This window comes from Pseudoalteromonas sp. P1-30 (genome assembly GCF_001400005.1).
Lineage (GTDB): Bacteria > Pseudomonadota > Gammaproteobacteria > Enterobacterales > Alteromonadaceae > Pseudoalteromonas > Pseudoalteromonas atlantica.
In genome coordinates this window covers 23221-47146 of record NZ_LKBC01000017.1, presented here as the reverse complement: position 1 = coordinate 47146, position 23926 = coordinate 23221, and the positions used below count along the sequence as shown (strand labels likewise).

Below are 23926 nucleotides of genomic sequence, written 5' to 3'. Positions count from 1 at the left end.
TTATAGAGTGTAATAAAACAAAAAAGGGGACATCTCTACTGATGTTTTTCTATATGCAATGTTATTTGGGTCATAGCTCGAGTGATATGTTTTTTTACAGACTCTTGGCTCATACCTAGTTTTAAGGCAATTTCTTCTCGGCTTAAACCTTCTAAACGTCTAAGTTCAAAAACTTTTCTCCGTAATGGGGGAAGTTCATCAAGTGCTTGTTTAACAAGTTCTAGTTTTTGTTCTGTGATTATTTTAGACTCGGGGTCGTTACTTTCTGGTGCTATCAGCTCCATTTCGTCATCATTATTGAGTTGATTCTTATTTTTTTGCCAATCATGATAAATGACAGATTTTGCTACTTGATTGATATAGGCTGGAAAGTTATCAATTTTAGTGGATTTATTCCTGTTTATTGTTCTTATTAAAGCTTCCTGCACTAGATCATCTACATTATCTGCATTAGAAGTTCGACGGGTTATATATTTCCGTATATGACGAATAATATTTTTAACTTCACTTTCTTCAGAGGAAGGCTGTAAGTCTAAAGGGCTTTTAAAAGTTTTCATTACTCTGTCGTTTATTCCGTTTACAGAGATATTAAATGAATTATATGACTGAACTATTACAGGTACATTTCGATATGAGCACCTGTAATAATTAGATCCTACTTATAGGTAAAAAAGTTCTTTGAGCAGAGTAGCTTCTATTTTTATTTCAGCAGGGTTTCGTTTACACGTATTTTCAGTACCGTCGATAAACCCAGCAATGACACTACCACCATCCTCTTTACAAACACCATACTCATGAGGCTGTTTGTCTCTCTGTAAGGGGTTTTTTGAACCGGAAAAAACAGATTCCTCGCCAATTGAAGAAAGTGGCTTTACACCCAATGCCCACGTTTCTCCTGGGCCTCGAGGATCGCGCCAATAGTAGCAATATGTTCCGGTAGAATAGCTCCATGCATTAGTAGAGGTACGCTTACGTTGATCGTGATAATTACCATGAGCATACTTGCCAACATAAACAATAGGATGAGTACCATCTTTTTCTATGTCCTTAGCATCTAGGGTATACCGGCCATTGTGTTGCCAATAAGTAATATGTCTCATCTGGTTATCCACAAGATGGACGGTAATTGCCTCCCAATCATCGCTATGGCCAGAGTCTAGAGTAGTACATGAATTTTGATTACTATAATAAGCCCAATAAGTTATGAGCTTATGGGATTTCCCATTTATTTGTTCCCCATTTAAGCTTTGAGGATATACCTCATAATATACAGGTGGAGGGTTCTTTGTGAACTTTTCTTTGGTTCGGCACTCCCCGGAGTTTATGCCATTATTGGGAAAACTTGGCCAACATTGCAGGTCGCTTCTAAGCTTATAAACAGGTCGAAAATCTTCTATTTGATTAGCCAATGTTAAATTAGCGTTAATAATAAAAAGTAAGAAAATATATTTAATTACACTATATTGCATTGCGTTCCTCTATTTAAGTTAATTATTTACAAACTTATAGAGAGGTATTAAGCAAAAAGGTGGACTATTTATCTTGATTATTAACTTTATAACATCATAGATATGTTTAATTACGGCAGATTAATAAAGAATTTAAAAGCGTTCTTGTCTTGAGTTTTTCTAGCAAAATTAACGCCAAGCTCCTTGAGTTGTTGATTATTCGGGTAGCGAAAAATATCACTCTTGAGCTTATTCAACGCCCTCTTTGTTTGACCAATGCCATCAAGCGCTAAGTAGTACAAATAGGCGTACTGAACATTGCCGCTATCAAGCGACATTGCCTGTTTAAATGAATTAACAGATAGCTCCTTATTACCCGCTCTAATTAACGCCATGCCATTTGCATAATGCAGCGGTGCAGAAGTTGGTACTGTAGTTAAACCGCTATTAAGCGTATTTTGCATTTTTTCTATTTGGCCTAGTCGGTAATAAATGTCGGCTAAATTTACATAACTTGCATCAAAGTAAGGGTCAATGCTAATGCCTTTTTGTAACGACTTAATAGCGCCGTTTACGTCTTGCTTGTTAAGCGCGAGCATACTTTGATTTATATTTCCTTCACCGCGCCATGTATTTACCTTATTAGCATATGCAAGTTCTCTAATTGATTGATTAAGCCCATTTAACTGCGCTTTTGTTTGGCTTAGATTTTGTGCTGCAGCAACTCGCACCGACTTTAACTTGTCGGTTAATAGTTGCTTATAACTTTTTAAACGCTCTGCTTCGGGCAGCAAAAAGCCTACCTTAGCAATCGCTAAGCGAATAAGCGGAAGCGGCGAGTTAACCCAACTTTTTACGTCACTATCGCTAAGCTCTGTAGTTGAGCCGCCTAAATAACTTATTGCACTGGCACGGTCTATTTCGTTCAACGAAAAATCATTAATCAAGCTCATATGTGCATTTTTCGATATCGCTTTTAATGAGCGTAGTTCAAGCATACTGTGCTCGCTTGCACTTAATTCAGGCGGTTTACCGTGCCACTTTTCAAGCGTGCTTGCTGCCCATTCGTTTGTTTGGCCGTCATGGCATTGCACACACGCATTGGGTGTATCGTATTTTATTGATATGTCAGGGCGCGGAATTTTAAAGCTGTGGTCGCGCCTGTCATCAACGCCCATGTACCTGTTTGTTGGCATGTGGCAACTAACACATTGTGCACCGGCTGACTGTTCTTTATGGCGATGATGCTCGGGTTTATTGTATTCGCTGACACTATGGCACTGTAAGCACAGCCCATTCGTTTTTGTTTTAACTTTCATGGTGTGTTTATCGTGACAGTCAAGGCAGTTAACACCGGCTTTGTACATTTTACTTTGCGCAAAAGAGCCAAATACATACACTTCTTCTTTAATTTGGCCATCAGCATGATACAAATTCGGTTCTAAAAAGGAAGGGCTAAACTGGTCTAAAAACGCTTGGCTATTGTCAAAACCATCCGTTAGTGGGCTACGTAATGAGTGGCACGCATAACAACCTTGCATAAAGCTGTTATCGCGGGGCTCACCTTGCCACGTGGCGATTGTGTCATCGCCGATTATTTTCCACTGCGACATATTGGTGGGGCTTGTTTGGGCCGAATTAGTCACTTTTTTAGTTTTATGTTCATCCGTAATCTCACTGTGGCATGATTTACAACCCACATTTATGTTTGAAAAGTGTGTATCAAAGCGCTCCTTTTCACTATTGAAATTACGCTTTAAATTATCTGAATGGCAATCGGCACACATGCCGTTCCAGTTTTGTAGAGGTTGTAGCCAATGGAGACGATCGTCAGGTTTTACATCTTCGTTAGCGTAATTGGCATACCAGCGCTGGCCGCCTAGTGATTTAGCGCGGCTATCCCATGCAAAAGGAAATACTTGGTATTTGCCTTTTTCAACTTCAATTAAATACTGTTGCAGTGGGTCAAAGCCAAAAACATAACTTACGGTGTACGTTTTTTTAGTACCTTGCTCGGTCAAATCAATTAAAAAGGACTCTTTTTCTTTATAAAAAACGGCTTTTTGAGAAAAGTGGGTCGCGGTTATATCATTAAAATCACCAAGCACCGTATCTTTATTGGCTAAAGCCATTGAACTTGCATGATCTGATTGTTTCCAATCACGGGTTTGTTGTTGATGACAAGACTGGCATTCTTCGTTAGAAAATGAATTAAAGCTGCACAAAAACAGAAAGGTTATTATTGTAAATAAGGTTTTCATATACTGTACTTTTAATCCATTAAACAGATGTTTGCAGATTAACATTTTGAGTTAACAAAAGTCATTTAATGAGATTAGATACTTTCGAAATTTAAAAAACCACTATCGCCCTTCTCAAAATTAATAGGTGTATTGGTAAGTGAAATCATAAAACCTATTAATTTAACATAATGATAACTACCGTAAATAAACATTTACGTTAGTTATTTAGAGAAAAATCAATTACACTTAACTTATTCCAATATATGCAGGCGTAAATAAGGAGGCTATTTATCAAAACACGTTTTGATCACTTATTAAAATCCCAAACATTAGTACCCCTTAAGCAAAAAATGCCTTTAGTTATTCAAAATGACGAATGCCCTGTATATGCATATATAAACTCTCTTAGGGCTGTTTCATCAAAAAGTACGGCATTACGTGTACTCCATTCAATTGCACAAAAGTTAGGTCAGAGTAATTACTACAGTATTAACTGGGCTCGCTTTGATAGGAATACACTTAATAGTCTAGTCGCACTGTTACAAGATAAAGATTTATCTTATGAAACAATAGGCCTTTACCTATCTATTACAAAAAGTGTTTTGAGAGAAGCTTTTCTGCTGGGTCAAATAAATTCACTACATTGGGAGCGAGTTAAATCAGTTAAGCCACCTATGCTCGGGAAAAAAAAGCTACACGCTACCTTATCGCAAAGTGATTTTGCACGTTTGCTAAATACAATAGAGGCGCTCGCACTTACTAACACAAAGAGAGTTAGAGATAAGGCTATATTCCATTTACTCATCGGTTGCGGTTTACGCCGGTTTGAATTAGCTAAATTAAAGTTAAGCGCAATTGATTTAACCGGTAATAAAATAACCTTTGATGGTAAAGGCGGAAAAGAACGTACTGTTGCTATTCACCCCATAACTATGAGAGCGCTAAAGGAGTGGATGGTTATACGAGGCTATAAGGAGGGTGCTGTATTTACACGAGTCTATAAATCTGGCGAACTTCATAAAAGTGTAAGCATAAACAATACAGATGAGATCCCCCACTTTTCTTCAGAATCTATATACCTACTATGCAAGACATATGGTTTGGTATCAGCTGGGATAACTCCTCATTCACTTAGGCGTTCGTATGCAACCTGGTTAAGTCGTAATGGCGCTAATATTCAGCATATTTCAAAGCTAATGGGGCATTCTAGTATAAAAACAACTGAGATCTACATTAAAACAGAGCAGCGAGAAATAGATAAAACTGTATTAGATAAATTATTTGTATAAAGTAATTATTTATACCATCATACATATTTGCAGGCGATAACAACCTTTAGCATGGTAAGCTTTGATTCGATACGAGCAATCATAAGTAAAGGTATAGTGCGTTATATTAATAAAGTATGATGGTATAAAATGGATTTGTTTACTCACGTTGATTTGAACTTTACAGCCCTTAAAAATTTAACTGATAACCTTTATCAGGAGTTGCATAGCATTGAACCCCTTAGTGCTAATTGTACTATTATTCCACCAGTATATTCATCGCCTTCTACCGTCGCAGATAATCCATCAATAGAGCTATCCCACATTAGCGGTTTTACCGCACAAACCAAAATAATCAGCTCATATAAACAATTTAATCCAGTAGCAAAAAGTAATGCTAAGTACCCTTTTAGATTACCGGGAGTATTAATTGTAGAAGAAAAGCACTCGGCTAAACTCTCTTCGCTTATAGAAAACTGTAATATTCATAAAGACAATATAAAAAACGCTATTTCTTCATCAAAAATCACAGCGGAGAAAAAACGAGAAGTTATTCAATCTGTAGTTCCTAATGCTATTACTTTGCAGATTTACAGACATATATTACCTCCACTAGTAAACACAAGAAGAATTAGCTTTAGTTGGTGTAATAAATTTAGCGTTAAATGTTTTACCTATGAAAAAATGTGTGATTATCTAAATAATAGTATGAAACACCCGCCCAAAGGGGTAACAAAGAGTGAATGGTGTTACTTTGTTGGACTAGAACTTCACCTGGTACAACAACGTAAGAGAGATGAACCAATTAAAATAAAAAGGCCCCTAACACCAGCGCCTATGGCGAACATTTCCTTCATAGATAACAGCCCCAGTATTTTACGCCACGCGCATTTACCTTTTATAGTCGCTAGTGATCATCTAGTAAAAATTAAGAAGTTAAAAAACTTTACCGTAAAAAATACTCAACTTAACAAACTAGAATATATGATCAATCGTCTATACGCGTTGTGACTTTAGTTTTTTCCACAATGTGGAAATTATGATTTTACTTATCGGGCAGCTCTAATAAATTAGCCTAGACTTTAAAACATTAAATATCAGTAACTTATTAATTTTTCCACTATTATATTTAATTTTATTCTTCCTGCTTACGTAGCTGTGCTTGAACGCGCTCACGCTCTTTTTGAAGCTCTATGCGAAGCTCTTCTTCAGTAGGAAGGTGAGCTAAATATTTTGCTGCAAAAAGTTGTTTTCGATCACTCAGTACCGAGTATTTTACTACTGCTTCACTTTTTTCACTGCACAACACAAGGCCGATAGTGGGATTATCACCTTCGCTGGTGTAACGCTCATCGTACAAACGAATGTATGTATCCATTTGCCCTATATCTTGGTGCTTAAGCTTGCCAATTTTTAGATCGAGTAATAAAAAACACTTAAGTTTAAAATTGTAAAAAACTAGGTCGATGTAAAAGTCTTCATCGTCAAAGCGCAAGCGCTTTTGCCGCTCAACAAAAGCAAAGCCTTTACCTAGTTCCAGTAGAAATTGTTGCAAGTTATTTATTATTCCCTGCTCTAGCTCATTTTCTTGATAGCTTTTATCTTGTAGGTTTAAAAAATCTAAAATGTAAGGATCGCGCAGATAATCTTTTGCTGACTCAGCCAATACTTGTGTTTTTTCTTGTGCCTCTTGCTCTACAGGTTGTTTATTTTTACTTGAAAGTAAGCGCTCGTAGTAAAGCGTACCAATCTGACGCTCTAGTGCCCTGACACTCCAATGCTGCTGTGCTGACTCTTCCATATACCATAAGCGCGCAGCTGGATTTTCTATACGCGCAAGAACATTGTAATGCGACCAACTTAATTCGAGAGACAGTGTCTCTTGTTTTTCGAACGCGAGATAAAAACGTCTCATATTACGTAAGTTAGTTACATCAAATCCTTTACCAAGATCTGCTGTTAATTGAGTAGAAAGGCTTTTAAGTACGTTTTTACCGTATTGGGCACGAGTATTACCTAGTTGCTCATCTTCTACAATTAAACGTCCAATTTGCCAATACGCATGTACCATTGTGTTATTGACTGTTTGCCTAACATGGGCGCGCGCCTCCACGATTACTGACTTAATATCGCTTAGTAATGCACTATTGGAAGTGCTAGGACTATTTTTTTGAGTAGTGTGCTTTTTAGGTGCTGAGTCCAAGGAACCTCTCCTAGGAAAAAATATCAATACAAATTATTAGGTTATCATACCGCAAAGGTCACGTTTTTTTGAGTTTTAATTAGTGATAAAAGTGAAGACAAATTAGTAAACATAAGCATAAGAAAAGGTTTCAGCCTTTATCAGTAAAATTTCCCGTAAGCTTTTTATAGTCATGTATTTAATGAGTTCAATGATTTTTGTTTAACGATAAACCCATTACTGAATTTAAGGTTTACAAAATAGTTGGTCTAAACCTGTGAATCTAAATTTTGAAACTTGCAAAAAATTTAGTTAGCACTTGTAACTACTAATTTTTACCCTTTGCGTAAGCTGAGGTATATAAAAACTAATTTGTATATTCTTTGTGGTTGGTAGGTGTGTATTTTTGCATGTCTATCAACTCATTGAACCAACTCCCCTCTAAGTTACTCTCTCCTATTTAGTCGTATTTAATAGTTTTAAAAACTCATTTTTATATAAACTTTTATCTTTTTTATCTTGTGACAGTCTAAATAATGCTTTCAACAAAAAAGCGCCCTGATTACTCAGAGCGCTTTGCGTTTCGGACAAATAAACAAGGATTATACAAATTTAAATAACAAATATTGCAGCATAGCTTTCATACTACGCTTATTACTTTGGCGATATTGCTCATAGTTAATTATACCAACAGACATTTTAGTGCAAAACAAACTTAGAGCGATAAACCAGGCAAAGTTTTGAGTTGATTGATATTGAAAAAGCAGTATAGCTGAGCCACTAAAAGCAATAGTAGAATAGGCAATTTCTATTCGATAACCACGGATAGCTTTTAAAAATTTGGACATCAAAAACTATCATCAAACGAGTCAAATGCATCAAAACAATCGTTCTCTATAGAGCCCCCTACCGACTCTTCAATCTCATAAACAGTCATTACTCTATCAGGTTGGCCCACCACATTGCCACCAACATCTACGATATTAGCGCTCGCATTTGTGATAGGTAACCCTGTTGTTGGATTAATAGCAATATCATTAGCGTCGTTTTTCATTTTTTAAACCTTATTAATCATTAATTACAACTTCACAATTTAATGATTTCGTGATAAAAAACAAACTCGTTTGACTGCGCAGCTCAGCAACAAACAGTTTGGATTAAGTAATTAGCCCTTCCCTTACTTCACCTAATTTTATTAAGTAAAAACCCCTTATTATTTTCTAAAAAACTTTATTAATTAGTTTAATTTGAAGGCGGTTTTTGTCTGAAAGATAGGTTTTAAGATCGCATTTTTCGGCACGAAAAACTGCAAAAAAAGCGCCTCAGAATGAGGCCAACAAGCGCGTAATGTGTTGTAGGCGAAGCCGTAGACACATGGAGACAGCGCGAATGTACAGGCTGGTCTGTACTAACCGCGATAGTGTTTCGCATCAGCGAAATTCGATATCAATTTGGCACAAATTGATATCGAACCATCTATTTTCGTAGAAAATAAAAGCGAAGAAAAATGCGGATAATGGGGCACCCATCGCATTGTCTGAAGCGGCAGTATGGCGGTTAGTACGGAGCGTAGCTCGTACATTCGCGCGGGGTCTACAACGCTAGCGCGATAGCGCGTCGAGTCAGCTCGTTGCGGAGCAACACCAGAGCTGGCGGGCGTTTTAGACCCTATGGTTGAGTAGCGAAGCGACGAGGCCATCCGCTGAAGGCGGTTTTTGTTGCGATAATTATCGCGACAATCATTCCGTACATGCTGTAAGAGCATCTCGGAATGAAAAACGGAAATACATTTATAAAATGATGATAATTTTTGTGTTGCGGTACTAGTTAATTTTACTAATTAACTCACTAAAAGGATTTTGTGAATTGACTCAGCAGCCATCAAAAAATTTAGAAATAAACAGCTCATTACTACTTAACTACCCTCGCTATTTTGATATAGATATGCGGTATTATCCAGGCGCAAATAACCATCAAAAAGGCGTTAACCGAACTAGATTAACCGTTTTAATTGCTATTCGATTTTCTATTGTTACACCAGGGATTATTCGTTGGTTATATTGCATCAACCATCGGTTAGCACTAGAGCATTTAAACCGGCTAGAAAACGATGGGCTATTGCGTGTGGTAAAAACACACCGAAGCCCAGACGGTCGAGTCTATGTACCTACCTACACTGCAGCCAAATTTGCAGAGGAGTTAATGGGCATCGATATACATTTTAGAGCGAATAGAAACCCTGCTCTGCAGTTCAATCAAAACAATGTAATGCATAACCTGATTAATGCATTTGTCATGCTGCGCGGTATACATAATTACCACAGTGATGAAACGTACGCACCAATGTGGAATGGGTTTATTACCGAGCCTGAATTTAAACGTATTAATAACCTATCTGATACACGAACTGTGGATGGTGCTGTGCGACTCCTAGATGGCTCTGTTGCAGCAATTGAAATTGAGCATTCATTTAAAAATAAAACGGCACGACAGGTCATTTTACTAAAATATTTGGCCTCGTTAAAAGAAGCAGATTACAGTAAGATTTTTTTATTCTCTCAGTCGGTCAAAATTTTTGATGATATAAAACGATTACATGAGCAGCTACTTACGGAGCTACCTGAACGTTACGACAAAAAAACACGAGCACCACTTCTCAGTGAAAGTGATGCTGAGCTGCTGCGTGCCTCAATAATATACCGAACTAAATTGTGTGAAGAAATTAATGAAATGTTTTACTCGTAATGCAGTAGTATAAACATTAAGGCGTTATGGTTTTTTTGTTCAATTGTTTAGAGTAAAAAACCTTAGTTTCATCGTCACCAAGGATTTTTGCATACGTTATACAGCGCCTTATATCGACTTTTGCCAACCTAAAATCAGGGTTTTGATTCTGTTTTAACAACTCATAGGTTCTTAATAGCTTGAGGTTTTCACGAGCCCAGACACCTTCTTTAGCTGACCCTTTTTTGACTTTAGGGCGGCGAAATAGATTCGGCCGTGCTATATGTTCACTTTTACTAGGGCATTGGGTGAAGTACGCAAACTCAATCGCAGTAATACAATTGCCCATTTTTTTTGGCCTAAACGTTACGCATATATCTGTATGAGCATTGATTTTTTCAATAGCGGGTATGAGTACGCGAGCCTTAAAATCCCGCCATGCTCCATATGATTCGGATAAAAATAATTTTTGTTTCATCTCTGGTAATTGAAAATTCACAACTACCGCGCCCCGTCGTTTGTAATTGTGGTAATTTCGCACCCGATTAAGGAGTGCGTATAATCGAAATGATGCCAGACTGTTTAATTTTACTGTGTTATGAAAAAATAACTCTGTGAAATCACCCTCAATATTAAAAATATAGGGCTCGATGTCTTTTGAGAACTCCAATGTGATAAACGAGCCCTGATTTTTCACCTTTTCATATCTAGCATTGCTCACCCAGGGGATTGAAAGCGACGTCCCACTATCGTCTAAAATAGTGACAGATTTATCTCTTAGTGACTCTGCAGCTGCGCTCAGCTGCTCATAGACACTGCTTTTATTGAGGCCGAAACACTTGGCATATTCCGTTGGATAAATCACAATTTTTCCTGGGTTAGGCTTTTTTGAATTTACTTTAGACAGCGCTAGATTTATTAATCGCTGCTCATTAATATCGAGCGAATAACCCGCATGTAGTAATTTATTAGCGAAAACAATTTTTGGAGAATTTTTACTGCTCATTTCTCTACCTCATTTCTGGTTGATGCTGTTATGCTAACCGCGGCCCAACCAATAAAAGAAATTTCGGTAAGTTTTTTGATAAATAAAATTTTTATTTATTCACAGCATACATGTCCCCCTAAACCGTATAAATTGCCTACTCATTTCGTATAAAGTGCCACAACAAACATATAAATTGCCCACCAAAACAGTAAATATTTCATTTAATTTCAATAAGATAAACCACTCTAAAAGTATTAAAATAGAAAAAATAAAAATACAGGCACATTTGCCACTTTTATAAATTTATTAATTCATTTCTGACAGTTAAAAAATAAATTAATTATTTTTTTTAATTTTTTTGACCACGCCACTATGATTTGTAATGAGGCTACTGAGTGAACTAACTGACTTACTGAAATACGCAAAAGGGAGGTAGACGTATCTACCTCCCCTTTGCATTTGACCTATGCGCCCTGCCAAACATGATTACAATGACTGCGCTTTTGAGCCACCGTAACGAAATCCTGTATTTGCGCAGGACCTCCTCCCAGGTTTGATACTCAGTAACTGAGTAAAATGCCCTATTAAACGCTATTGCAGTTAGGGCAACGAATCAGCAAATAATGATTCACGGCATATTTTGGGAGACATGATCAGGCTGTTACTTTTTAATTTGAAAATAACCATTATGACCTAGTTCAACTGCTAATTATTTCCAATTTCACACTAAGCAAAAACATCATCTTCAAAGTCGCACGGCAGCTCCACACGCTCTACAGGGTCGCTAATTAGAGCATGCATAATCTCGTAGGTGAGTTTTCGCATAGCATACTGGTTGAGCGCTCTATTTGCTGTAATTTCAGGGCCAATAACCTCCCACAGCTCATCTAAATTCGCATTATCACTGCGTAATTCTAATAAGTTTATCTGATGGTCATTAGCGGAGATTACTCGGCTAAATGTTTGTAATAAATTTAAAAAATCCAATGTTGATACATATCTATTTTGCATGTTCATAACTATCCTTGTGTGGTTTGTTATCAAAATCGATAACTCATTATTAGGTAATAATCATGCATGGGAATTTAAATCTATTTACGAAAAAATTATAAAAAAAAGCGAACAAATGTTCGCTTAGGGGGTTATGCATTGTCGATAATATCGACCCAATCACTCTCTGCTGCTGCAAAAAATGTAGTTGGCGTTTGCATAAATATTTGCTGAAACTCCTCCGAGAAAAAATCACAAAACTGCGTTATTTGCTCTATGTAGATAAGTAAAAAAAGCGTCATGTCGTGCCCTTCTAAATACCTATTCTCAAAACTTGGATTTTTTTCCAACATACTATTTGAAATACTAATGCCAAGTATTTTTCCAACGCTATCTCTATGTAAATAGATGTAATTATTGAAATTTAACTCTAATGTTTGTTCATTAACTACATCTGCTAACAATAAAATTGTAGAGCAGTCATCCCACGGAGATCTACTGGCTCGAACGTATTGGCGAATAAATTGAGATTTAGTGTTTTTCATGATTTGTCCTAGTTAATTGTCCTGAAATTAACTAGGGCCATGCGATGGGTAAATTGAAGAGTTGCGTTTATGTTGGCTAAATTTGCAAAAATAATAAAAATCATTAATGTGGAGTACAGACCTTTCACCTCGAGAATGAACAATATGACTGATTTTATTTGGATATTACCAGCGATAGTACTGACGCTAATTGTTATAAAAATTATACTGAGACACTATAAAGAAGGTTAAATTTATGGTCTTTCTAGCCTTTACTTGAACAGTGCCATTTACTCAAATTGAGAATTCCCAAAATTTTTATAAGCTACTGATTTATCATCAAATACAGCCCCCTATTGGAATTTATTATCGTAATTACGATCTAAAAATAACTATGTTTTTTATTAGGTAAATTTCAAACACAACGAGAAATTGTTTTAAGGGTCTATTAAAGTAAGTGCTTTGAAGTGAGAATTAGATTAATTATTCTGACGAAGATCATTGAACAAAGTAAATAGTATCTAGGCTGATAATTTCCAGAGGAACTACGGCGACAGCGCATCGTCTACTTTTGAAGCGCACTAAGAGCTTTTACCTATGGGTAATTATTACCGCGGATTGCTGCCTTTCAAGTTTTACTAGCGAACGGCTCTTGTGTGCCAGTTGCGGACCTTCAAGGTGTGAATCTGTAACTCTGTTGGGTGACGCCTTCGGCTTAACCAACCTACCTTTTGACGTTACTGTACGGGGTAGGTCGGATAAGTGGCGAAGCCACGCCATCCGACAAAAATGATGAGTTTACTAGAAACAGCCCGACTTACCGCGTTTAGCTGCGTTTTAAAATTGGCAATACTTCTGCGGTTTCAGAATCTAACATTTCCAAAACGCTTTCAAAATCATGTATAGGTGACCAACCTAATTTCTCACGTGCGGACGATGAATCATATACGCGATCTAAGCATTGAGGTAATTGCCAATTTCTTTGTTTAAATGCTAGCGCGATTTCTGGGCACTTACGCTTGATGACAGATCCAGCTTCAGTATATAAAGCTTCGCAATCAGAAAGATTAAAAGGTGTTGTACCTGAAATTATAAAACGATTAAAACCGTTTAAACGTTTTTCCACAGCACATAAATGAGCACTTGCTACATCTCGAGCATCAATACCACGAGTCAGACGAAATACCGCCATTAAATCCGCAGCCTCAGGAAAACATCTCGACATTTGCAGCACAGTCACTGGAAGCTGAAACAGGTTTGAAATTTCTTTTAGCTTAGTTTCAGCATCAATTTTACTTTTATGGTAAATCGACTTAGGTTGCGGAGTAACCTCCTCATTAATCCAACCTGAAATACCTTTCGGAGTCGAAGCATAACCGTACAACGCAGTTGTACTGGTAAAAACAAAGTGCTTAATACCTGCTTTTACGCCAGACAGAGCCAGTTTCTCAGTCGCGTCTACGTTGATAGATTTAAACTCAGAATCAGGCACTAAACCAACATGAGGAGCATGAAGAGCAGCTGTATGAATGATGACATCAATATTTTCAAGAACCCCATCAATCAGAGCACTATCACGAATATCACCAATGTAATCGGCTGTTGAACAAGGTATTTTATCAATACCGACTACGTTATGTGTTCGCATTAATTTAATATAGATCGCACGCCCTACTCTACCCGCAGAGCCTGTTACCAATATTCTCATTTACAGCACCTTCTTAATGATTTACCTCAAAGCAGCTAACAATTTAATAGTGCGCTCATCGCGCATATTTCTGCTGACGCTACGCTCATTTTTCTAAATTATATAGTTTTAACAAATTACCTAAGGTATTACTATTACTAAGTTTTCTAGAATTTTTAGATGAAGTTAAATTAACCAATACGCGTGCAGCGCTCATTTTTGTGAATATATGCACTAAGAGCTGTTTAACAAATCAATTAACGACGATATTAGCCAACCTCAACGGCCGCTTCTCGCTCTAAGCCCCCTCCCATATAAATAAATAGTAGATATGGAAATGCGTTCCACATTGTGGAAACAGGTTATCAATACATAATTCTGGTTAAATACACCAGAATTGTGTATTCACTGTCGAATACCTCCTTAAATACACCATAAATATGTAACCTTTGGCTATTAACTTTACATAATTATGGTAATTACACTAAAAACACCATTATTTTGTACTCTATATTCGAGTAATACTTAGTTTAAAGGCTTAATAAACAAATTGAGATAACACAATTATGGTATTTTATAAGATTAGATAACATAATAGCGGTATAGAAACACCATTATCTTGTTATCTTTATAAGCCACCTTAACAGCAAAGCATTGAAATATAATATTTTTCAATAATAATAAATTTATCGATTACATAAAACTGGTAAAAAACACCAGTTATATGTAAAACAACCGTTTCAGATACACAAAACTGGTGTTGTTGACCAGTATTGTGTATTTTAAGCTTATTAATTATAGATTTCTGGTGTGAAAGTGGAAAAAAAACTAAACCCAAACCCAATTTCTCGTTCAAATTTACCTAAACATATAAAACAAGGGCATAAACTTGTATTCAGCCGCAAGGACTTGTCGCAAAGAGAAGCGGACTTATTTGCATTGATGATGGCGCAGATGAAAGATTCCGATTGGGAAAAAAGCACACCACAGTATACATATACAGCAAGCCAGCTATCAGAATGGCTTAATATAAGCTCTAAACATGTTGGCAGTATTTTATCTCCTGCTGCTGAACGACTTGCAAGCTACAAAATAGGAATAAAAGTAGAGGGGACCTCTGGCGACTTTGAATTTGATTACAAACCTCTATTTAAAAATATTAAGTACAAACGAGGCGTGTTAACAATGGTGCCTAACGACATGCTTGAAAGTGAATATATTGAATATAAACAAGGGTTTGCATTAATAACAACAAGAACATATTTAGATATAAAACAAGAATACGCAAAAAGATTGTACGAAATTCTCAGCCGATTTAAGAAAGACGGTTATGAAATGCATTATATTGCAATTGAAGAACTTAAAGGACTTTTTGGTTTACTCGATGAAAGCGGGCGACTGAAAAAAAATAAAAGCTCTTTTAAAAACAATGGCGTATTCATGAAACGCTGCGTAAGAGATAGCATAGAAATCTTACGTGGGCACCCTATTGCTCGTAAAGAATTTTTATTTCTAGAAAGCGAAAGTAACGACATTGGTTATGAATTAAAAACACAAGGTAAGAAAATTTCTGAAATAAAATTTCTTATTAGATGGCTAAATAAAGGTACTACTGAAGAATTAAATACTCATGATGCGCTTAATACAGTAAAAGAACTTATTTCTAAGCAATTGATTCAAAAGGAAAAGCTATCCCCAGCAGAACTAACAAAATTAATGTTTGCTTACAGGTATTTAGGTCAGGATGCAGAAGCTAATAAAGTTGAAAAAGCTTTAAGTACTCACTCTGCACTCAATAAAAATAAAGAAAACGATAAAGAAAAACAATTAAGAGAAGAGGTGTCATCGTTGATTGAGTTGACTAAGGACATCGATTACTAGAATACACCATAATTATGTAGTCTTAATACCAGTTTTTTGATCAACAACACCACTTTAATGATCCCGAATACCAGTTATATGATCAGCAATACCAGCTAAGTGATCTTAAATACCATATAACTGATCTTAACTGGCTTGTTAATTGTTAATAATCAATAATTTAGAAGTTCTATAGTTTAATAGTGTTTATATTTTAAAATAGGAATAATAGAATTTATAGTATCTGTGTATAAGTGCATAACATTGAAATACATGAGAATTATGAAGTGTACTATTTATTTAATTTAATGTTTACAAACTTATTCATATGCAGCATTATATGGAAACTTTTAAAAAAGCTGCACATTTCAAGGTAAGTTGATGGATGACAGAATACTAAAAATAGCCACTAGGGCAAAAGTAACCTTAGAGGCATTGTCTGAAAAAATTACAAATTCTCAAATAGAATTTGATGCTGAAAAATATGAACCTACTTATTCAAAATCTGCAGTTGCAAACTTACCAGAATTAGCCAAAGCAAAAGTTGATAAAGCCGTTGCAGAAATGGAGCAAAAAGGCTATCAGTTCCAAAAAAAACCAGCAGGTTTAAATAACGTTTATAGTATGGGACATAAAGATATTACCGCTATTTATGAACACAGAGGTGTTCCTAAATACCGTGATAAATTTAAAGAAGCCCATACAATTTTCCTTACAAACCTTAAAGGAGGCGTTGCGAAGACGGTCTCCAGCGTGACTCTCGCTCACGGCTTAAGGTGCACCCCTGCCCTACTTCACCATGATTTGAGAATATTAGTGCTCGATCTAGACCCACAGGCAAGTGCAACAATGTTTATGAAACATGACCTTTCTATTGGCGTTGTAGATGAAACCGTTGCGCAGGCGATGCTACAAAACGTAAGCCGTGAGGAGTTGTTGGAAGAGTTTGTAAAACCAACGAATGTATCTGGCGTGGATATTATACCTGCCTCTATTGAGGACGCATTTATAGCCTCTCAATTCGAAAAATTAGCAAGTGAGCATTTACCTGGACAAAATATATATGATGTCCTGCAAGAAAATATAATTGATAAGCTAAAACATGATTATGATTTCATTTTTATTGATTCAGGGCCTCATTTAGATGCATTTTTATTAAACTCTTTTGTTGCCGCCGATACATTTTTAATACCAGTTCCCCCAGCTCAAGTTGATTTTCACTCGACTTTAAAATTTATGCAAAGGCTCCCTGAACTTTTCGATATGACCGAAACAGCAGGAAGCGAGATTAAACTTAATTCGATATTTGGATATATGGCTAAAATTGCAAGGAAATCTGATCATGCTGATGCCCAGAGCCTACTTCGTGAAGTTTGCGGTGCAGATATGCTAGATACGTCATTGCCATTATCCACTGCATTTGAACGTTGTGGTGAGAGTTTTGGTACTGTTTTTTCAACTAATCCAAAATTTTATCCTGGCGACAGAGACGCGTTGAAAAAAGCGCGTTTAAAGGCTGAGGAATTTACACGTTCAGTATTTGACACAATTACGTTTAATAGAAAAAACAAAGGCTAGACCACTATGAACACAAAAAAAAGAGCCGTGATCGGGCGTAAGGTTACAACTACTAATCTAGATGAGCTTATTACAAAAAATAGTGGAAATAATATAGTTGAACGTTCACCTATTTCTGAACGAGACATTGAATGGGAACGCGTTGAAATTGAAAGCCAGGATGTTTTAAATAAATGTAGAAAGTCGATTTATAATAAACGATCTTTTAAAGATTTATCTTTAGCATCTGTGCTCGATATTTATCATTCGATAAAATCTACAGGCGGTAATACCGAAGCCGTAAGAGCTGAACTTGTTGATGGAAAGTATGAAATCCTAGGTGGTCTTCGTCGTGCTTATACTGTTTCTCTTTTACCAAACACTAAATTAACTTTGGTTGTAGCCAAAAATTTAACGGAAGAAGAACGTGCTCATTTTGCATTAGTAATGGATGAATACTCAGAGCCTAGCTATATGGATAAAGCACGCTCTATTAGTGAGTTAAAGGATAAACTCGAAAAAAGAAATGGTATAGAGCTGACAGGAACAAAACTTTGCGAAATTTTGGGGATGAAAAAAAGCAACGTGTACTACGCGTTAAGCTTTTCAAATATACCTAACGACATTATAAAACTGTTCCCTGCCCTAAAATTTATATCTACTCCATTTCTACGAGAATTAGTAAAATACAATAAGGAAGGTTATCTAGATAATTTAGCTATACATTTTAAATCGATTGAAACATCACCACTCACAGGTAAAGAATCTAAAGAAGAGTTATCAGAAATAGACGAGCTTTTAGAAAAGGAATCTAAAAAGTTACAACGTGATATTTTAAATAAAATTAGAAATGATAAAACTGAAGGTGAAACTGTTTATAATGGTAAATTTAAAGAGCTTATAAAAAGCAATGTAAGTGGGGTAAAATTTACGACGACAAAGAATGGTGTAAATATTTCAATAGACGAGTCTAAAGTGAGTCCCGATATATTAGAAATGCTATTAACGAGTTTTAACGCCTAACGCTTGCTTATTTTTAATACCCTTTCCACACTGTGGAAAGGGTATTTTTATTACAAACAAACTACTTATTATATAAAACTTTTTCCTAAACCAGACCTATCACAACAGTTCACTCATAGTTTTCATTAGTTTAAATTCTGCTCGCCTATAATGGTAGAATCATATATTTAATTTACACTAGTTTTCCATCACGACGTTGTACCGTATGCTTAAGCTGCATCGTAGTTTTTTATGCGTCATTAAAGAGCTATAAGTGATAGAGCGTTTGAGAATAAACGTTTATTTTTACTCATTAGGGCATTAGTAGCTGCAAATATGATCACCTCGGATAAATACAGATTTGTGTGAAGCATATCTACAACCAAGCGAAAAACATATTGTTAGAATAATTCACCGATATAATCTTAAAGAGTAAATTAACTATCAATATTGCCATTTCTCAAACGGCATAGCATCTCGCATTGTAAATAATTTATTATCACGTAAATAAATCAATCGTGGCTAAGCAACATTACTTAATAAAGTAACTATGAGTTTTTTTATATGTGGGAACGGTAATGAATTTATTCTTTCAGAGGATTATAAGTTGGCCAATGAATAAGCATTACCACCTTTTATAAATGTACTCTCAACTACTGTTTATCAACGTTAAGCTAAAAGATTGTAAGTAGGGCTATGCTAATTAGCTTGTACTTATGAAAAAGTGTAACTTTTGCTACCAATTAGTCGATTTAAAAAATTGCCATGACAATGGGATTACTAAATTTCTAACGATTAAAAAGCGAATAGTTAAGCGTAAGATATACTCAATGAGCTAAGCTGAGAAAGTTAATTTTGTAGAAATGTTATACAATCCAAAAAACGCGATTCATACACAGGATTGATTGAAGAGACGTACTATTTTGAATTAAAAACTGTTTGATGAAAGTTGGGAGTTCTAGGGGGGGGCTAGTGCAATAAAAGAAAATGTGGATGTAATATTAAGATTTCCACAATGTGGAATGACTATTAAAAAGCATTATGGCATAGCACTTAGTAAAAATTTGATCTGCAATTTTCACTAAAAATAATATTGTAAATTATGAATGTTAAAGCGCTTTTAGATTTATTTCTTTCCAGTAATATCACCCTATTGGTCTATTTGGATGACTTCTCATATCTTGATGGAAATTTTCTTCATTTAATCCCTATTCTTCTTTTTTATACAGAGCTGGTTACCTCTAATACCAAGTAATAAATAATATTGAGTATAATTAGCAACTAGACGCTATGAGTTCTGGATCAGATTTTTACTAAGATTATTTATATCAACTGATTAAGGGGAGCTATAGGGTTCCATAATAAGGGTATATATACTTCTGATATTATAATTTGTAATTATTTTAATAACATATAATAATTTTTCATACTTATACTTTGTTGTTAATTTGTTGGCTCCACACAATAAATATAAGGTAAAAAATATGAGTGAACATGTATACCCAAGAACTTTTTCTCACATTGGTATTTCTGTTCCGGACGTAGAGAGAGCGGTGAAGTTTTATTCTGATGTACTAGGCTGGTACACAATAATGGAACCAACAGATATTGTTGAAGACGATTCGGATATTGGTGAAATGTGTACAGACGCACTGGGTGAGGGGTGGGGCTCTTTGCGCATTGCTCACATGTCTACAGGTGATCGTGTTGGCATAGAGCTGTTTCAATTTAAAAACCAAGAAAGCCGCGAGAATAACTTCGAATATTGGAAAACTGGGGTGTTTCACTTTTGTGTTCAAGACCCTGATGTTGAAGGGTTAGCTAAGCGAATAGTTGCAGCTGGCGGGAAACAGAGAATGAAGAAGCCACGGTTTTATTACCCTGGAGAAAAACCATATCGAATGATTTTTATGGAAGACCCTTTTGGTAATGTAATCGAAATTTATAGTCACAGTTACGAGTTACACTATGCAAGCGGTGCATATAATTAGGGCTGTGTAATAGCTAAAGTGGAACACATATTTTAAGTGTTCCACTTATCTGATTTTAAGCTACTAATAGTCGCTTTTAATTTACTCTAATAGTCATGGTTCTTCGCGCTGCATAGAGCAATAATATTGTCGCAGTGATTGCCATGATGGTATTTATTAAATAGACATCCCTATAGCCAAGTAGCTGGGCGAAAGAAGCGATAATTACCGCGCCTAGAATATTGCCTACATTTGTTGTATTCCAAAATAGTGCAGAAGCAGCACCTGTTTTATTGGGCATCAAATCTTGAAACCACGTCATGCCTAAACCAGCAATAAAGCCTATCATTAATGCATTGCTAATTTGAAGTGGGAATAATATCCACAACTCAGTAGCCTGCCAAAAACCTAAGTACAAAACAATTGGAGCAATAGCTCCTATGCAAACTAAAGAAGATATCGCAAAGCGTGTGCCTAGCCACCCTGCAAAAAGCATTATTGGAATTTCAATAGCTGCAGCGGTTCCCATCAGCCAACCTGACCAACTTACATCTACCCCTAATTCTTGTGTTACATATAAGGGGAGGGCGATTATATAAGCCTGGTTACACGCAAACATAAGTGAGAAAGCTATAAAAGCAATAGCTATCAAGGCGTTGGGTTTAGCATTAGTCATCACTTTTGATGATGAGATAGTTGCTGCTGGTAAAACAAAAAGGGCTAAGGCTGTGCAAGCAATATAGAGCAGGGCTATCAGTTTATAGTATGAATAAAAATTAAAATAATTAAGTAAAATAAACCCTAGGGCAGGGCCGCCAACCCAGGAAAATGCAGATAATGCGCGTAAACTAGTATTGAACATTACTATTTCTTTACGATTAAAGCTTTGCTCTGCATATTCTCTGGCATGAGCAAAAATCTGAGAAATACTGGAAAATGAAATACTAAAAAAAGTAACCCCTGCGAGTAAGGCTACGATATATGTATGTGCTTCTGAAAATATGTAACAGCTTATTGCACCTGAAAATAACCCAAATGTAATTAAAGGGCGTCTATCTGTAAGCTTATCTGATAAATTTCCCATTAGTTGAGATATTACTATTCCTGATAGCGCTATGAGTATAAAAAACATACCTATTGAAAAAGCATCAGCTGAAAATTTTTCTGAAATATAATAACTAAGCGTCGGAAGGGTTAAAGAAAACAGAAAAGCCTGAAGGCTTGACGTAATAAATATAAATAATACGGGTAAGGATAAAGCTCTTTTAAATATCATATAAAGTCTTTTTGTTAATTTAGCTTAAAGCTAAAACTTACTAGAGAAAAAAGTATATAGATTGTACAATCAAAATGAACCGGTTCATATGGCGTGTTGTATTTAATTTCAAGCCTTACGTAACCCCTTTAAAGCCAAGTAATAATTTTTATGGTTAATTGGGGCTCAGTTACGTTGTTGAGCTCAGATAAAGCAGGGAGTAATTAGTATGAAGGCAGAGAAATTTTTCATTATTGTGGCGTTAAAAATTTTGCTACTAGGTGGTTGTACCCATACACAAATTAATGAGTCTAAAGAGACAGATAACGAAAAGCTTAAACCCAATATATTGCTTATACAAGTAGATGATTTTGGATATGACGACCTAGGTATTCATGGAAATGAAATTATACAAACGCCTAGCTTAGATGAGCTTGCAAACCAGTCAGTTCAGTTTAATAATTTTTATGTATCGTCTTTATGCGCACCAAGCCGAGCTTCATTATTAACGGGTAGAAATTTCATGAAAACAGGAGTTTCTGGTGTTCATGGTGGGCGCGATTATATTGATTTATCAGAAACACTGCTCCCGCAAAAATTACAAAAAAATGGTTACATAACAGGTATGTGGGGTAAGTGGCACAGTGGAAAAACAAACGGTTACTTTCCTTGGGATCGTGGTTTTGATGAAGCTTATTATGCGAGCCTATACAACTATTTTGATAATGTAGGTTTATTAAATGGCAGTGAAATAAAAACTCAGGGCTCAGCCACTAAAGTGATAACTGACTTTGCGATTAACTTTATAGAAGAGAATAAAAGTAAACCATTTTTTGCTTACGTTCCTTATATGGCACCTCACAACCCTTGGCGGGCGCCTGAGAGCATTATAGAAAAATATCAAAAAAAGGGGTTATCAAGAGCGATGTCTTCTCTATATGCCATGATTGATAACTTAGATCAAAATATAGGTCGTCTACTCGAATCACTAGAAAGAGCTAAGGTCAGTGATAATACCATAGTTATTTTTGTTAGTGATAATGGGCCTTGGGTTAAGAGTTACCGTTTTGGTTTATCCGAAGATGAATGGGCCTTGAGAAACCCAAATAATAAAAAAGGTATGAAAGGAGATAACTGGGAAAATGGTATACATTCGCCATTATTTATACGGTGGCCAAAAAATTATGCAGCTAAAACTACTGAGCAGCTCAGCCAAATTGAAGACTTGTATCCTACAATTCTTACTTGGGCAGGTATTGAATTTGATAGTGAAAAACTAGATGGTTCATCGTTGGTTAACGTTTTAAATGGCGGCGAATTAAGTGAGCGCTACATTGTGAGTGCTTACGCATCACCTTCAACCCAAAAGGTGAATTATCACGAATTAGATCCTACAGGGTTCTACTATCCTTTATCTTCTGATTATCGAATAGATATATCTGATGCTTCTGAGCAGAGGCTTGCTGTTAGGCATGGCGATTTTAAATTAGTACAAAATGAAGGTAATCAAGATAAAGTTGTACTGTATAACCTAGCTAAAGACCCACTAGAAACAACAAATGTATTCGCTGAACACAAAGGCATAGCCAAGGAAATGCAAGAGTACCTAACTAAATGGTATGAAAAAGTATTGGATGAACCTAATTCTCTGAAAATGCCTACTTTTCAAATTGGTTATAAAAATAGAAAACTTAGTCAAATTTACGCATCATCACCTTCGGATATTAGCGCTGACTTAATGAATACCAATCACTTTCTAGCTAACTGGACTAACGAAGGCGCATGGGCCAAATATAATGTGAATGTTAATTCAAGTGGTACTTATCAAGCTAGACTAATTACAAACATGCAAGAGCCCTCATCAAGAGTATTTACCCTTAGCTGTGGTGAGAGCGCTCTATCATCGAGCCTTGAAGCAAGTGACACTACTAATGAGTTTGGAACGTTAATTCAAAATGAAAGTGCTTACTGGAGCGACTTTGATAAACCGGAAACCTTTAAAGCAGAAATACATAACTTTATTCTTGGGGATATAAAGCTAGATGCCACTTGCTCAGTGTTAAAGTTAGAACTAGTTGAGGTTAAACCTAACACAACTGTTGCTGAACTTGATCAAGTTATAGCGATACAATTAATAAAGCACTAAAACGCGAAGTAGGAGTTGGCCTATAAAAGTAGCTTTTGATAGGCCATATTTGTTGAAATTCGTCGTAAAGTTTAAGTCATGA

General features: G+C 35.9%; 19 protein-coding genes. 8 read left to right on the top strand and 11 right to left on the bottom strand.

Annotated features, from left to right (window positions below):
- Nucleotides 1-35: 35 nt before the first annotated feature.
- From AN395_RS19435 to AN395_RS17645, 3 genes are all read right to left on the bottom strand, one after another.
- Complete coding sequence (locus AN395_RS19435; protein WP_095206682.1) at nucleotides 36-557, bottom strand: RNA polymerase sigma factor; 522 nt, start codon at nucleotides 555-557, stop codon at nucleotides 36-38.
- Nucleotides 558-659: 102 nt separating this feature from the next.
- Nucleotides 660-1469, bottom strand: a complete 810-nt coding sequence (locus AN395_RS17650; protein ID WP_054983797.1) for a hypothetical protein — start codon at nucleotides 1467-1469, stop codon at nucleotides 660-662.
- Nucleotides 1470-1579: 110 nt separating this feature from the next.
- Complete coding sequence (locus AN395_RS17645) at nucleotides 1580-3709, bottom strand: multiheme c-type cytochrome (protein ID WP_054983796.1); 2130 nt, start codon at nucleotides 3707-3709, stop codon at nucleotides 1580-1582.
- 332 nt (nucleotides 3710-4041) lie between these two features.
- Between AN395_RS17645 and AN395_RS17640 the strand changes: the two genes are divergently transcribed.
- Together AN395_RS17640 and AN395_RS17635 are read left to right on the top strand one after the other, a co-directional pair.
- Nucleotides 4042-4980, top strand: a complete 939-nt coding sequence (locus tag AN395_RS17640; RefSeq protein ID WP_054983795.1) for a site-specific integrase — start codon at nucleotides 4042-4044, stop codon at nucleotides 4978-4980.
- A 129-nt stretch (nucleotides 4981-5109) separates the two neighbouring features.
- Entirely contained in the window at nucleotides 5110-5970 is an 861-nt protein-coding gene (locus AN395_RS17635) for a DNA replication terminus site-binding protein (protein WP_054983794.1), read from the top strand.
- A gap of 124 nt (nucleotides 5971-6094) precedes the next feature.
- Here the strand turns inward: AN395_RS17635 and AN395_RS17630 are convergent, their stop codons facing one another.
- From AN395_RS17630 to AN395_RS17620, 3 genes are all read right to left on the bottom strand, one after another.
- The gene (locus AN395_RS17630) at nucleotides 6095-7162 is read right to left on the bottom strand and encodes a YhcG family protein (protein ID WP_095206681.1); all 1068 of its coding nucleotides are present in this window, start codon (nucleotides 7160-7162) and stop codon (nucleotides 6095-6097) included.
- Between the two features lie 581 nt (nucleotides 7163-7743).
- The gene (locus tag AN395_RS17625) at nucleotides 7744-7989 is read right to left on the bottom strand and encodes a hypothetical protein (protein ID WP_054983793.1); all 246 of its coding nucleotides are present in this window, start codon (nucleotides 7987-7989) and stop codon (nucleotides 7744-7746) included.
- Nucleotides 7989-8195, bottom strand: coding sequence for a hypothetical protein (locus AN395_RS17620; RefSeq protein ID WP_054983792.1), 207 nt, complete (start codon nucleotides 8193-8195; stop codon nucleotides 7989-7991). Before AN395_RS17620 ends, AN395_RS17625 begins: the two co-directional genes overlap by 1 nt.
- Before the next feature lie 812 nt (nucleotides 8196-9007).
- Between AN395_RS17620 and AN395_RS17615 the strand changes: the two genes are divergently transcribed.
- Nucleotides 9008-9886 (top strand): hypothetical protein, encoded by an 879-nt coding sequence (locus tag AN395_RS17615; protein ID WP_054983791.1) that lies wholly within the window; start codon nucleotides 9008-9010, stop codon nucleotides 9884-9886.
- A 16-nt stretch (nucleotides 9887-9902) separates the two neighbouring features.
- On the opposite strand, the gene AN395_RS17610 is transcribed toward AN395_RS17615, so the two are convergent.
- The 4 genes from AN395_RS17610 to AN395_RS17595 all read right to left on the bottom strand — a co-directional run bounded on the left by AN395_RS17610 (nucleotide 9903) and on the right by AN395_RS17595 (nucleotide 14075).
- Nucleotides 9903-10871, bottom strand: coding sequence for a replication initiation protein (locus tag AN395_RS17610; RefSeq protein WP_054983790.1), 969 nt, complete (start codon nucleotides 10869-10871; stop codon nucleotides 9903-9905).
- A 708-nt stretch (nucleotides 10872-11579) separates the two neighbouring features.
- Nucleotides 11580-11864, bottom strand: coding sequence for a hypothetical protein (locus tag AN395_RS17605; protein WP_029772494.1), 285 nt, complete (start codon nucleotides 11862-11864; stop codon nucleotides 11580-11582).
- Between the two features lie 131 nt (nucleotides 11865-11995).
- The gene (locus AN395_RS17600) at nucleotides 11996-12388 is read right to left on the bottom strand and encodes a hypothetical protein (protein WP_054983789.1); all 393 of its coding nucleotides are present in this window, start codon (nucleotides 12386-12388) and stop codon (nucleotides 11996-11998) included.
- Nucleotides 12389-13193: 805 nt separating this feature from the next.
- Nucleotides 13194-14075, bottom strand: coding sequence for an NAD(P)-dependent oxidoreductase (locus AN395_RS17595; RefSeq protein WP_054983788.1), 882 nt, complete (start codon nucleotides 14073-14075; stop codon nucleotides 13194-13196).
- A gap of 795 nt (nucleotides 14076-14870) precedes the next feature.
- On the opposite strand from AN395_RS17595, the gene AN395_RS17590 reads away from it, so the two are divergent.
- The 4 genes from AN395_RS17590 (at nucleotide 14871) to AN395_RS17575 (ending at nucleotide 20464) form a co-directional block, all read left to right on the top strand.
- Nucleotides 14871-15935, top strand: a complete 1065-nt coding sequence (locus tag AN395_RS17590; protein ID WP_054983787.1) for a replication initiation protein — start codon at nucleotides 14871-14873, stop codon at nucleotides 15933-15935.
- A gap of 360 nt (nucleotides 15936-16295) precedes the next feature.
- Nucleotides 16296-17492 (top strand): AAA family ATPase, encoded by a 1197-nt coding sequence (locus AN395_RS17585; RefSeq protein ID WP_054983786.1) that lies wholly within the window; start codon nucleotides 16296-16298, stop codon nucleotides 17490-17492.
- A gap of 6 nt (nucleotides 17493-17498) precedes the next feature.
- Entirely contained in the window at nucleotides 17499-18494 is a 996-nt protein-coding gene (locus AN395_RS17580; protein ID WP_054983785.1) for a hypothetical protein, read from the top strand.
- A 1463-nt stretch (nucleotides 18495-19957) separates the two neighbouring features.
- Entirely contained in the window at nucleotides 19958-20464 is a 507-nt protein-coding gene (locus AN395_RS17575) for a lactoylglutathione lyase family protein (RefSeq protein ID WP_054983784.1), read from the top strand.
- A gap of 76 nt (nucleotides 20465-20540) precedes the next feature.
- On the opposite strand, the gene AN395_RS17570 is transcribed toward AN395_RS17575, so the two are convergent.
- A complete protein-coding gene (locus tag AN395_RS17570) occupies nucleotides 20541-21719 on the bottom strand; it encodes a sugar efflux transporter (RefSeq protein ID WP_054983783.1) in 1179 nt (392 codons plus the stop codon).
- Between the two features lie 208 nt (nucleotides 21720-21927).
- On the opposite strand from AN395_RS17570, the gene AN395_RS17565 reads away from it, so the two are divergent.
- Nucleotides 21928-23844: a sulfatase-like hydrolase/transferase gene (locus tag AN395_RS17565; protein WP_054983782.1), complete on the top strand. Its 1917-nt coding sequence runs from the start codon at nucleotides 21928-21930 to the stop codon at nucleotides 23842-23844.
- The last annotated feature ends 82 nt before the right edge of the window (nucleotides 23845-23926 follow it).